This is a genomic window from Helicobacter sp. MIT 01-3238, from assembly GCF_003364135.1.
Taxonomy (GTDB): domain Bacteria; phylum Campylobacterota; class Campylobacteria; order Campylobacterales; family Helicobacteraceae; genus Helicobacter_B.
The window spans coordinates 19,097-32,165 of the sequence record NZ_NXLN01000017.1 but is presented as its reverse complement, the minus strand read 5'-3'; the positions used below and the strand labels follow the sequence as shown (position 1 = coordinate 32,165).

Annotated in this window: 6 protein-coding genes and 2 pseudogenes; 3 read left to right on the top strand and 5 right to left on the bottom strand. The window is 39.6% G+C overall.

What is annotated here, in order from left to right; translation table 11 throughout:
- The first annotated feature begins 50 nt into the window (after nucleotides 1–50).
- On the top strand, nucleotides 51–470 hold the full coding sequence (locus CQA40_RS06965; RefSeq protein ID WP_023928359.1) for a Fur family transcriptional regulator: 420 nt from the start codon (nucleotides 51–53) through the stop codon (nucleotides 468–470).
- A gap of 421 nt (nucleotides 471–891) precedes the next feature.
- Here the strand turns inward: CQA40_RS06965 and CQA40_RS06960 are convergent, their stop codons facing one another.
- From CQA40_RS06960 to dnaE (CQA40_RS11870), 3 genes and pseudogenes are all read right to left on the bottom strand, one after another.
- The gene (locus CQA40_RS06960; protein ID WP_115520169.1) at nucleotides 892–1,158 is read right to left on the bottom strand and encodes a hypothetical protein; all 267 of its coding nucleotides are present in this window, start codon (nucleotides 1,156–1,158) and stop codon (nucleotides 892–894) included.
- A 178-nt stretch (nucleotides 1,159–1,336) separates the two neighbouring features.
- A pseudogene (gene dnaE, locus CQA40_RS11875) lies at nucleotides 1,337–3,439 on the bottom strand (DNA polymerase III subunit alpha); the annotation flags it as partial.
- Between the two features lie 135 nt (nucleotides 3,440–3,574).
- Nucleotides 3,575–5,266 (bottom strand): annotated as a pseudogene (dnaE, locus tag CQA40_RS11870) (DNA polymerase III subunit alpha); the annotation flags it as partial.
- Nucleotides 5,267–5,757: 491 nt separating this feature from the next.
- On the opposite strand from dnaE (CQA40_RS11870), the gene CQA40_RS06945 reads away from it, so the two are divergent.
- Entirely contained in the window at nucleotides 5,758–6,804 is a 1,047-nt protein-coding gene (locus CQA40_RS06945) for a cytochrome-c peroxidase (RefSeq protein WP_115520186.1), read from the top strand.
- Between the two features lie 328 nt (nucleotides 6,805–7,132).
- Here the strand turns inward: CQA40_RS06945 and CQA40_RS06940 are convergent, their stop codons facing one another.
- Complete coding sequence (locus tag CQA40_RS06940; RefSeq protein WP_023928355.1) at nucleotides 7,133–8,611, bottom strand: hypothetical protein; 1,479 nt, start codon at nucleotides 8,609–8,611, stop codon at nucleotides 7,133–7,135.
- Between the two features lie 196 nt (nucleotides 8,612–8,807).
- Between CQA40_RS06940 and CQA40_RS06935 the strand changes: the two genes are divergently transcribed.
- Nucleotides 8,808–11,705: a DNA translocase FtsK gene (locus tag CQA40_RS06935; protein WP_181882872.1), complete on the top strand. Its 2,898-nt coding sequence runs from the start codon at nucleotides 8,808–8,810 to the stop codon at nucleotides 11,703–11,705.
- 528 nt (nucleotides 11,706–12,233) lie between these two features.
- Here the strand turns inward: CQA40_RS06935 and CQA40_RS06930 are convergent.
- The gene (locus CQA40_RS06930; RefSeq protein WP_115520167.1) at nucleotides 12,234–12,785 is read right to left on the bottom strand and encodes a c-type cytochrome; all 552 of its coding nucleotides are present in this window, start codon (nucleotides 12,783–12,785) and stop codon (nucleotides 12,234–12,236) included.
- Nucleotides 12,786–13,069: the final 284 nt, after the last annotated feature.

Genomic DNA, 13,069 nt, shown 5'->3' with positions numbered 1-13,069 from the left:
TTAAGTCAAGCCACATAATGTGGCTTATTACAATACAAAAGGAAAAAACAATGGAATTTGAAGCGAGCCTAAAGGCTAAAAATCTCAAATCCACTCCACAGAGAATCGCTATTTTGCGTGAGATACAAAAAAACGGACATATCGGTGTAGAGGACATTTATCACAATATCAAAAAAAACTATCCTTGTATTTCTCTAGCCACTGTTTATAAAAATGTCGCCACTCTCAATGAAGCGGATATACTGCGCGAAATCAAAGCCCCCACACAAAAGCAAAAATATGAACTCGCTTGCGACAAGCACATACATGTGAGCTGTGAAAAATGTGGCAAACTCCAAGATGTCTATGCCAATGTAGACGCGCTATCAAATGAATGCAAAGAAAAAACAGGATTTGATTTGTTTGATATTTCAGCAGTGTTTATCGGCGTGTGCCCGCAATGCGCCAGCAAAGAGAAAAAAGCGATATAAAATCTTTGTGCCAAAATCGGCTCTATTTGCGCACTTTTGGCACAAAAGCTAAAAAACAAGCAATACTTCACACAAGCAAAAACTTCCAAACTTCATAGCCACAAAATCCCTCGCAAAATGCCTTTTGTAAGAATCTCGCAAAGTATTTATTAGGATTTTGGCTTTCTAGGATTCTAAAAAGCACAAACATAAAAACCCACGCAAAATGTCATAAACACTTAAAAATCTATTTTTGTGATTCTATCCGCGCGAAAATGACGCAAACGCATTGATGAAATCTAACAAAGAATCCAAATAAATTAAATCAAAAAAATAAAGAAAAAGTCCAAGAAGTAAAATGCAAGAAGCAAAAAAAGTAAAATCTAGCCTAGAATCCAAACCTAGAATCTATCATAAAAGCGATTCTAGGCTAGAGAAATTATCACGCGCTTTTTGGGGCGTGGCTGATATGGTGCTTAGAATCATCGTGCGTATGATTGCCCTCTTGTAAGCCACTCAAACCACCCTGCGTGCCCTGAACGCTATGAACCCCTTGCAAGCTCCCCAAAGAGTGCAAACTCTCCTTGAAGTGCATATCTTTTATCTGCTTTCTTACGCCATATCGCATCTTTTCTACTTCCATATACAAAAAATACCCGATTACCACGATTGGCAAAGCATACATACACACAACTACAATCACAGACATACCATACTCCTTTATGTTGTTTTTGCAACTTTAGATTTGCCAAATATCAAAATCTGCAAAATCTACCAAATCAAAGTAGCAAGAAGCATTCCAAACCTAGTGCGCAAAAGCAACTAAAACCACCAAAACTACACAAGCCCGAGCAAAACTCACGCAAGAAGCAGAAATAATATGAATGCTATGCCTCTACTAAGTCTAGCCACTCCACACCCTCTATCTCTTCCATAGCCAAGACATCTTCTTTTATCCTATCGCTTACGAAAAATTGGCTTTTAAATCTATATTGTCGCCCCTCCTCTTTGATGATTATGTGTAGCTCTCGCTCGCCCGCGTTTGATTTTGCTGAAGCGGAGATTCTCTCTAACTGTTTTGGGCTTATTTCTCTGCTTAGCACTAGCCCTAGCGGACAGCCGTGCCCAAATCCCACTTCTTTTATGTCTGCTACTTTGAAATCCTCTTTTGAGATATACTGTCCATCTGCTTCCACATAATCATTTCTCTCTTTATACTCTATGCGGATTCTTTGCTTTTTTGCCTCCTCTAGTGGCAAAATATCAAACACCCTCACTTGGTTTTCTTCCTCTCTCTCTTCGATTTTACCTTTTAGCACGACAGGCTTGTTTAAATCTAGCATATCAAGTTTTAGCAGTCCTTGCTCAAATATAGTGATTTCGATTTCGCCCATCAAGTCTATCACTTTTAGGCTACCATAGATTTTGCCACTTTTTTTGCCGACTTTTTTTGCTACGCTCATTACCTTTACGATAAGCATAACGCTAGAGCCTACTTTTAGCTCCTCAATTTTGTCGATTCCCACCACATTTTTTATGGATTTTATCTCTTTTGCGTATTCATCAAGGGGATGTCCTGTGATATAGATTCCTAAGCTTTCATACTCATACTCAAGCATTGTCTTAGTGTCAAATTCTTTTATGTCCCTAAAGTCAAAAATCACTTCAGATAGCTCCTCTTTTGAGTCGCTAAAGAGCGAACTATCGATAGTTTCTTCAAGTTTTTGTTTGTTGCGCCCGATTTCACAAATCGTATCAATATGCTTCATCATACACGCACGGCTAAACCCTAGATTATCCAAGCTACCTGATTTGATGAGTGGCTCTAAAGACCGCTTATTTAGCTTTGAGAAATCCATTCTTTGGACAAAATCTTGCAAGTTTTTAAACTCCCCGCCACTTTTGCGCGTCTGTATAATATCACTTATGACATCTTTGCCCACGCCTTTTATCGCGCCAAGTCCAAAGACGATTTTTTTGGTAGTGCTAGATTTTGGGCTAGAATCCTCACTAGATTCTATGCCAAAATCCACTTGGCTAGAATCTGTATTTTGCGCCTCTGTAGATTTGGCATTATCTTTAGGCTCTGCTACATCTGCCACACCAAAAAATTCCACAGATAGATTGACGTGGGGAGGCAATACTTCTAGATTCATATTGCGCGTTTCTTGGATATATTTTGCTACTTTTGTGATTTTGTCAGACTCTACTGTGAGCTGTGCAGCCATAAACTCGTGCTTATAGTAAGTCTTTAGATATGCGGTTTGAAATGTCAGCATAGCATAGGCAGCAGAGTGAGATTTGTTAAAGCCATAGCCTGCAAATTTTACGATTAAGTCCCACAGCTCACGGGCTTTTTTCTCATCGTGTCCGTTTTTTAGTGCTCCTTGTGCGAACTTCTCTTTATTATCAGCCATTATTTGCTCATCTTTTTTACCCATAGCGCGGCGGATTAAGTCTGCTTCGCCTAGTGAAAATCCACCGATAACTTGGACGATTTGCATAACTTGCTCTTGATAGACGATTGTCCCATAAGTGGGCTCTAAAATCGGCTTTAGCTCTTTAAACATATAAGTTACAGGGGCTAGTCCGTGCTTGCGATTGACAAAGTCATCTACCATACCTGACTCCATAGGTCCGGGACGCCCAAGCGCGATAATAGCGACAATATCTTCAAAGCAAGATGGCTTTAGCCTGCGAGATAGCCCCTGAAACATACCAGATTCTATTTGGAAAACACCGAGTGTATCGCCACTTTGGATAAGTCTATACACTTCTTTGTCATCGACATCTACTTGGGTGAAATCTATGCTTTTGCCATATCGCTCTTTGATTAGCTTTAGCGTGTCATCAATCTGTGTTAAGTTTTTTAGCCCTAGAAAGTCAAATTTGACTAAATCCACAGGCTCTAGATATTTCATCGAATACTGCGTAACAATCACGCGAGAACTATCCTCTGTATTTGTAGCTTGCGAAGTTTGCTCGCTAGATTGTGCTAAATCTTGGCTATTTGAGATTGGTGATTCTGCGCTTTGATTTGCTTCATCTTCATTTGTTTCGTTCTCACTTGTTTGACTTGCGCTAGATTTGGATTTTTTCTTTTTTTTCTTGTTGCGAGAATCTAGTAGCGTAAAAAGCGGAATCTTATTCCACAGCTCTTGAGTGCTATCTAGCACGATAGCAGCAGCGTGCCTACCCGCATTGCGATTGAAACCCTCGACTTTTAGGGAGTTTTCCCACACTTTTTTGGCAAGAGGATTTTGCTCGACTAAGGCTTTGATTTTGGGCTCTAGCTCCCACGCTCCCTCTACAAATTTGCCATCTTTTTCATAGCCTTTTAGCGTGATTCCAAGCTGTTCGGGGATAAGTTTTGCAAACTCATCAGCATCTTTATAGGGCATATCTAGCACGCGAGCGACATCGCGTATCACGCCTTTTGCAAGCATTTTGTTAAAGGTAATGACTTGGGCTACATTGTATTTGCCGTATTTATCCACCATATATTTGATGACTTCTTGGCGTCTGCGCTGACAAAAATCCGTATCAATATCGGGCATACTTACCCGCTCTGGATTCAAAAACCGCTCAAAGAGGAGATTATACTTCATCGGGTCAATATCAGTGATATGTAGGCAAAACGCTACAAGGCTTCCTGCTGCACTTCCTCTGCCCGGTCCTACGGGGATTCCCTGCTGTTTTGCGTAGTTGATAAAATCCCACACGATAAGCATATAGCCCGGGAATTTCATCGAAGAGATGATGTCTATTTCGTATTCTAGTCGCTCTTTGTAGTTTTGGTGCTTTTCTTGCGGGATATTTGCTAGTCTCTCCTCTAGCCCTTTTCGCGCTTTGTATTTGAAATACTCCTCATCACTCTCAATGTCTAGCCCCTCTTTTTGGGCGTATTCTTTGGTAAATTTAAAGCTAGGTGGTGTGGGGGGATTGTGCTTATCATCTTTTAAGTCGATTTTGAAGTCTTTGCATTTATCTGCGATTTCTTGAGTGTTTGCTATGGCTTCTGGTATATCTGCAAAAAGACGCTCCATCTCTTGGGCAGATTTTACATAAAATTCTTTGACAGAATGTCGCAGTCCATTCTCTCTATTTTGTTGCATAGTCTTGCCCATTCCTAGACACATTATGATTTCTTGGAAATCCGCATCATCTTTGGTGGCATAGTGTGCATCATTTGTGGCGATGACTTTTATGTCGCATTCTTTGGCGATTTGCAAAATCTGTGTGTCGATTCTTTCTTGCGCTTTGATTCCGTGCCGCATTATCTCTAGGTAAAAATCATCGCCAAAAATCTTTTTGTATTCTAGTGCTGCTGCCTTTGCTGCTTCATAGCCACCCGCACCACGCATTAGGTTTTTTTCGCTCAAATTTAGATTCCAATCGACTTCTCCAGCCAAGCACGCACTTGAGCAAATCAGCCCCTCACTTCGCTCACGCAGGATTTTTTTGTTGATTCTAGGATAGAAGTAAAATCCATTGATAAACGCTTGTGAGCTAAGATACATAAGGTTTTTATACCCTATTTCATTTTTGGCATAAAGGCATAGGTGAAATCGCTGTGGAGTGGCTTTGTCGCTTAGATTTTCGTTGTTGTGTAGGTAGGCTTCCATACCGATTATGGGATTTATACCGTATTTTTTCATTTTTGTATAAAAATCAATCGCGCCAAACATATTTCCGTGGTCAGTCATCGCAACAGAAGTCATACCTAACTCTTTAAGTCTTTTGGCTAGGACTTCTAGCTTGTTTGCACCATCTAGGAGAGAATACTCGGTATGTAAATGTAGGTGGGTATAGCTCATTTGACACTCCTTTGTTTTGATATAAATTTTGTTGTTTTATGTGGCTTGTGAGGCAATATTTATTGTGCATTTTGACAAAAATATATTACAAAACCACAAATATATCTCACATATTTTTAGATAATTTTTGCTTGTAATTTTTGTATTTTGACAATCACTAGCATTATAATAAAAACTCATTTAAGAAGTCTTTAGAATCTCATAAAAAGTGTAAAAATTTATTAAAATTTTTGTTTTTTAAGCGTGTGTAAAAATGTGGATTAAAAAACTTTTTATCATAATTTGGCTAAAATTGATAAGTTAGAATTTGAGCTAGGAGATTTTGCCAAAATTTTGCCCCGAGATTTTTATCTAGTTTGTTTATGTAAATTTTGCCATAAGGAGAGAAAATGCGATTTCACACTTTTTTGATAACTTTTTTTTCTGTATTGAGAGAGGCTACTACAAGGGTTACAAGGGTTGCTACAAAGACTGCTAGCTATGTCATAGCTATGCTATCGCTACTGTGCTTGCTACCACTGCAAACCACACTACAAGCACAAACTCCTAGAGAACTTATAGAGGATGCTAGAGACGCAGGGCTTTTGCCTATGCCTCAAGGTAAAGACTTGGAGGACTATCAGCGACTACATATCGAAAAACAAAATATCATCAAAAACTATTCGCCCAAATTTACCCCCACTCAAATAGAGCTAGGCAAAAAGCTGTTTTTTGAGCCTAGACTTTCTCGCTCTGGAAATATCTCTTGTGCTAGTTGCCATAATCTAGGGCTAGGTGGCGCGGAGGTTATGCCTGCTGCTATCGGGCATAAATGGCAGTCAAACCCACAGCACCTAAACTCCCCCACTGTGTTTAACACTCTCTTTAATCGTGTGCATTTTTGGAATGGTCGGGTAAAGGATTTGTCCCACCAAGCCCAAGAGCCGATGAAAAATCCCGTAGAAATGGCAAATACCGAGCGAGATATTATCGTTACTTTGCAATCAATCCCTGAATATGTCAAAGAGTTTAGGGCGGCTTATGGGAATAATGTAGTCATAGATTTTAAGCTAATCGCTGATACTATCGCGCTTTTTGAGATGACCCTAAATACACCTAGCAGATATGATGATTTTTTGCGAGGGAATCCAAAAGCACTAAGCATAGAAGAGCAAGAGGGCTTAAGCCTTTTTATCGAAAAGGGCTGCACCAACTGCCACAAAGGCATAAATCTAGGGGGGACAATGCAACCATTTGAAGTCAAAAAACCTTATGAATTTGCCCATATAGGTGGGTTTAAGGGCAATAAAGACGGCGAGGTAAAAGTCCCCACACTGCGCAATATTCTCCACACTGCGCCGTATTTTCACAATGGGCAGTATTGGGACATAAAAAATGCGATAAAAACTATGGGGGAAATCCAGCTTGGAATAAAGATTGATGATGAGGATACACGCAAGATAGAGAAGTTTTTTGAATCCCTAAATGGCAAATACCCCATCATCACCCAACCTATCTTGCCGCCTAGCACGCTAAAAACTCCTAAGCCAGATTACTAGGCGAGGATTTTATAAACGCTATTTGCAAAATCTATACAAAATCCATAATAAATTAGGTGGCTTTTAGTAATTTTTAGTAGCAAAAAACAAGCTAGATTTATTAGTTTCATTTGGGAGTATTTTTGTGCAAAAATTTGATTCTATTTCAAACCTGATTCTCTAAAAAACTCTATGGCTTTTTTGCATTTTTGAAATTTTGAAACCACGCTTTTTAAGTCTTGTCTTTTGCATTTTGCACACTTGGAATATCTTTGGCAGATTTTAAAATAGCAGATTTACACCAAGCTAAGCAAGGCTAATAAAAAACAAAATTTAGCAAAGCTAAAATCTACATTCGATAGTCTCTTGATAGTTGTGCGGCTTGCTCCTCATTTACGATGACAAATTTTGCATCTTTGTTGCGTCTTGATTTTTGCACCTCAATGATAAGTGCATTTGGGTCGCCGTGCGGAATAGAATGGTCTATATATCCTCTCTCAAAAGTGTAGTTATTGATATGAGACATAAACTCCCCATCGCTTTTTACAGGAAATACCTCATAGTCCTTGTTTATCGACATTATCTGCGTTTTTAGCGACATTTCTAGTCTTGGGTCGGTTGTGTAGATTAGAAAAAATTTTTGATGAGCTTTTTTGTATCGCTCATAGAAGTTATATCCCATTTTTTCAGCATCGCTTAGTCGCATTTTATCAAGCCTTTTTAAGTATTGCCAATAAAATGTCATCGTGCAGTAAGCACTATTTATGTTTTGCTGCTTGAAAAAATTGCTATGCACAGAAGTTGAGCCCATACCAGCTTGCCATATTTTGTTATCTAGCACGGTGGCGATAGTGTTTAACGCGTTGCGTATCTCATCGGTTAGCTCCTCCCTGCGTCTTCTTATTTCATTGTCAAAATCCGCTACATAGTTTTGCTGAAAACTCTTGGTAGCTTTTATGAGTCTATCTTTACACGCGGTAAAGATTTTTATCTCCTCTTCAGATTTTGCGATGATGTCTTTGTGCTTTTCTAGCTTGGGTGGGAGGGTGGTATCTTTTTTGTTGCGCTCTATGACGCTACGAAGTCGATATACTTCTTTTGTGGAAAATTTGACTTTGTTTTCAAGCTGAAGCATTCTCTCTTTTATCGCGGAAATCGCCTTTTTTGCTCCATTGAAATGTAGCTGTTTTTCCAAAAACACATCTGTGTAGATATTTTCGCTTTTTTGTGTCTCTCTGCCCTTTAGCTCTTTGAAGCAAAACTCTAGTCCGCGTAGCTTTTGCAAATCCTCTGCAAACATATCTGGAGTGATATTTTTATCACAAAATACCAAAAAATCTATCGCTTTTGTCATAAACCGCTTCACAGCCATATAATTGAGCCTATCCTCACGGGGAATCTCCTCGACATCGGCAAGGGCAAATTTTATGGTATTTGTCTCTGGTGTGTAGTATTGTCGCACGCACTCTTCTACGCCTTGAGTAAGCTCTACATTTTTCATATTAAGATAGTCGGTTTGCTTATATATCTCTTCGGCTTGTTGATAGCGTATGGATAACTCTTTGTAGTTTAGCTCGACATCGGTTTGAGTGCTCCAAAAGTCATATTCTGTTACAAGAGAATCTGGACCGAACTCTTGGTATTCGCTACTTTTTGCATCTGTAATGTGCCCATTGCTATCAGCGCGAAACTCTACAAACATACCCGAAACGGGCAAAAATTTCCTATCCCTCCAATTTTCTGCGCGTAGCTCAAACACCCTTTTTGCAAAATTTATCACCGTGCCTGAGCCTGTCGCCATCGAATAGCGAGTAATCTTTCCGTGCATTTTGCTCTCCCAAAAGACTGATTTTAACTCCAAAATCCCAAAATCACTTCTAAGCAAGCTAGCTTTATAAAATCAACTTCATAAAGTAGTGGCAAGCTAAAGTTTAAGGGCTTTCCTAAATGAAACTTTTAAAGCACTTATGATATAATACTTCTTTAGAAATTTTGCTTAAAAAAGCTCAAAAAAGGGCGTAACATTGAAAAAAATATATATATTCTTTGCTTGGTGTGCTTTTTTTGTCGTTTTAACCATTGCTACGATTTTTGGAGATAGAGGGCTTATGGGCGAGCTTGGTAGGGGGCTTGCTATGCTAAATCTAAGTTTGTTTGGCTATCTTGGCTATGTGTATTTGCTGTTTTTTATTTACCCTGCTTATGCGGTATATAAGGACTCTAGCCTAAGTCCAAAGCGACTTAAAGTCATTGGTGGGATTTTGCTTATTTGTGCGGGGATTTTGGTGGTGCAGTTTGCGTTATTTGGCAGTGAGAGGGGTGGAAAAGCAGGCGAGTTGCTCGTTAGGCAGATTTCGCCTTTTGTGGGTGTGCTAGGCGTGATAATCGCTACATTTTTGAGTTTTTTGGTAGGCATTCTTTTGCTTATGCCAGATAAAATCTTTTGGCTAAAAGACAATCTAGGAGCAATTTTTGAGTTTTTGGGAAAAGGCTTTTTAAGTGTAGGGAAATCTATATTCGCGCTTTTGGGCGAGGGGCTAAAGACTATTTGGAGTGCCTTATCATCGTTTTTTCAAAGCGATAGTATCAAAGCCTTTAATCCTCCCATAAAAGAAAATAGTGCACAAAATACTCAAAGAAATGCTTATAATGCGGATTCTAATCATACACAGCAACACACACAAAGTGTTTATAGCGATTCTAGGCAAGATTTTAGAGATTTAGGGCAGGATTCTAAGCAAAATCTGCAAAATCATTTAGAGCCTTTTTGGGAGCAAAGCATTTATGAAAATCCAAATAAGCCACATCGCACGGAGCTAGACTTTGATGAAAGGCAAGTAACTATCATCTATGAAGATAAAGACAAAGAGCAAAAAGCCCAAGAAAGCAAGGAGCAAAAATACGCCAAAATGGTGCGACTTGTCGAGGAGGGTGAGGAGGGCGAAGTCCTAGAAATTGATGCTAGCGAAGTCCTAGAGCGAGCCAAAAAACGCGAAGCACAATCACAAGTATATAATGAGCCACTTCAGCCGCGATACACAAGGCTTGCTCCTACTTCAGAGAATCAATCAGAGAATAAATATGGTGGAAATCACGAAAATCATTATGCAGAAAATCATCGTATAGATAAGGAAGAGCAAGAATATTTAGCACAAAATGCGCCGCAAGATTGTGTGCAAGATTCTACACAAGAATATTGGCAGGATTTAAACGAAAATGAGCTAGCAAGCCAAAATCTAAACCACCAAGAAAAAAACGAGGCTACACTAGAATCTACACAAGATTTTGCCAAGCAGGATTTTGATGATAAACAAGGCTTTGATAACTCTCAAGCACAATCCAAACTAGCACAATCTAGCACGCAAGATTCCTACCAAAAACAGCAAAATCCACAAAAAGATTCTACACACTATGAAAACAACCCTTTTAAACACACTCCATCTAAGACATTCTCGGCAAGCGATACTCTACTAAAAGAGCTAGATAAAGGCACGCTAGAAAAGCCTAAAAACTACGCGTTGCCTGATATTAGCTTCCTAGCTATCCCGCCCAAAAACACGCAAAGCCCAGAAGAGGACACCATAGATAAAAAAATCCACGACTTAGAGCATAAGCTAAAGACGTTCAAAATCAATGGCAATGTAGAGCAGTTTTATCTAGGACCTGTGGTTACGACTTTTGAGTTTGTTCCTGAAGCAAATGTCAAGGTAAGCAGGATAGAAGCCCTTAGAAAAGACATATCTATGGCACTCTCTGCAAAAGCGATTCGTATCCAAGCCCCAATCCCGGGCAAAAACGCAGTGGGAATTGAGGTCCCAAACTCACATAGAGAAACAATATATCTGCGTGAAGTGCTAGATAGCGAGCTTTTTAAAAACACTGCTTCTCCGCTAGCACTTGGACTTGGCAAAGATTTGGTTGGCAATCCTTTTGTAACGGATTTAAAGAAATTGCCACATTTGCTTGTGGCTGGGACGACAGGGAGCGGAAAAAGCGTGGGGGTAAATGCGATGATACTCTCACTGCTTTATCGCAACTCTCCTCAAAGCCTACGGCTAATAATGATAGACCCAAAGAGAGTGGAATTTAGCCTATATGAGGATATACCTCACTTGCTTACGCCTATCATCACTGACCCCGCAAAAGCAATCACCGCGCTAAACAACCTCACGCGCGAAATGGAGCGCAGGTATGATTTAATGCGTGAATATAAAACCAAAACCATAGATGACTACAATGTCAAAGCAAAGCAAAATGGAGGTGAGATTTTCCCCTTTATCGTGGTAATCATTGATGAATTAGCGGACTTAATGATGACAGGGGGGAAAGAAGCAGAAATGCCCATTATCCGCGTGGCACAGATGGGTAGAGCCTCTGGACTACACCTAATCGTAGCTACACAACGACCAAGCCGAGAAGTCGTAACAGGGCTTATTAAGACAAATTTCCCTGCTAGGCTTGCATTTAGAGTGGGGCAGTCTATTGATTCTCGGGTGATTTTAGATAATGATGGGGCGCAAAATCTACTAGGCAATGGCGATATGCTGTTTTCTACGGGTGGTGTGGGGCTACTACGACTACACGCGCCGTGGGCTACGCCAGAGGAGATAGAATCTATCGTTAGCTTTATCTGCTCTCAAGGCGAGCCCGAGTATGACACGAGCTTTTTAAGCGAGGTAGATGAGGGAATTGGGACACATACAAGTGAGGTAGATGAGAGTGAAGACTTCGGCGTAGAAGATGAGCTACTGCAAAAAGCAAAAAACATAATGCTTCAAGATGGCAAGACTAGCATATCTCATCTGCAAACGTGCGGTTTGGGTGGCTATCCAAAATGTCGCAAAATCGTATTGCAGCTTGAAAAAGACGGCTTTTTGTCTAAGGCAGATTCTAAAGGTGTGAGGCATATTATCGGGGGATAAATTGGGGGGATATATTTTGTCGGTTGTGGTATTTTGCGTTGTTTTTGTGGTGCTTAGGCAGGTGGCTTTGGTGTGTCAGGCTATGTGATTTGTCATATAACAATAACGCAATTTGTCATACTTATGGCTTTCTAGGGAATCAAAATAGTTTATAATGAAATCAATCCACCACCAAATCCCATCCGTGCTAAGAGGTGGTGCTTTTAGAGCACAAAACTTAAAAATATGTTTTAGCTTTTTGTGTAGTCATTTCTTGCGCAAGCGTTTTTTGCACAAGTCAAATTATTTTATGATGCCTTGAAAAACAAAAAAAGCAAAAAAAGAGTTTCAAAGGAGTATTGCAAAAAGTCTAAAAGAAGTTGAAATGTGCGAAAAACACAAGGATATATAAAAACAAAATAAATACAAGAGTCTTAGCAAAATCCAATGCAGAATCTAATAAAAGCAAAAAGTCCAAAAAAAAAATGGCTATGACTTAGCAGTCATAGCCACAAAAAAAGATTAAAGAAAAGATTAAGCGACTAATGCTTAGTCATCATCGTCATCTCTCTTTTTCTTCTTTTTAACCCCAGCTTTTGCTTTTGCTTTTTGGTTGTATTCTGCACGCAAAGCATTGATATGTGCAGAGACATCTTGGATTTCTTGGTCAGTCCACTCATCCATATTCACAGTCATTATGACATTTAGCCCGCCATTATCCGCAGTGCCTGCTCGATAGTCTTGCAATTCTTTAACAAGTGCTGCATAGTCTCTATCAAGGATAGTTCTACCCTCTAGTTGCCCTGGTGCTGTTACATCACCTTTTGAGCCGTGGCAAATCGCGCAAGATTTGTAGCGTCTTTTACCTTTTTCAAGTGTAGCTTCATTGAAGCTTTCTCGTCTTTGGACAGCTTTCATACCGTCTTCTACTCTTTTGCGTTCATCGCCTTTGAGAGCACTTGTAGCTGCTTTTGCTTTTGCTCTGTTGTCTGCTGGTGCAGCACTTAGCAAAGATGAGCTTACCACTACCCCACACATAAGTCCCGCTAGAGAGACACCTTTACCTACTACTTGTAACCGCTTCAAAACATTCACACACATTTTTTGCTCCTTTATGCTGTGTAGAATCACTTCGCCTTATGTCGCGTGGAGTAGAATATCCGCCCGACTAAAAGCTAAGCAGAAAAATTATCTTTCATTTACGAAAGATTAACTTTGATTATAACAAATTTTTTTTGATTTGCGAAAAGATTTTATGCAAAAAGCGTATAAAATCCAAAGTCTTAGCCCAAAATCTCACAAAAATTTAGCAAAACCAACCTTACTTATATAAGCACACCATATACTATAACACATACATTATGTGTCGGGTTGTGCAAAACAAA

Excerpts from the sequence above, each read along its gene's own strand:
- CQA40_RS06930 (WP_115520167.1), bottom strand. The coding sequence starts at position 12,785 with ATGTGTGTGAATGTTTTGAAGCGGTTACAAGTAGTAGGTAAAGGTGTC.
- CQA40_RS06960 (WP_115520169.1), bottom strand. The coding sequence starts at position 1,158 with ATGTCTGTGATTGTAGTTGTGTGTATGTATGCTTTGCCAATCGTGGTA.
- CQA40_RS06945 (WP_115520186.1), top strand. The coding sequence starts at position 5,758 with ATGCTATCGCTACTGTGCTTGCTACCACTGCAAACCACACTACAAGCA.
- CQA40_RS06940 (WP_023928355.1), bottom strand. The coding sequence starts at position 8,611 with ATGCACGGAAAGATTACTCGCTATTCGATGGCGACAGGCTCAGGCACG.
- CQA40_RS06965 (WP_023928359.1), top strand. The coding sequence starts at position 51 with ATGGAATTTGAAGCGAGCCTAAAGGCTAAAAATCTCAAATCCACTCCA.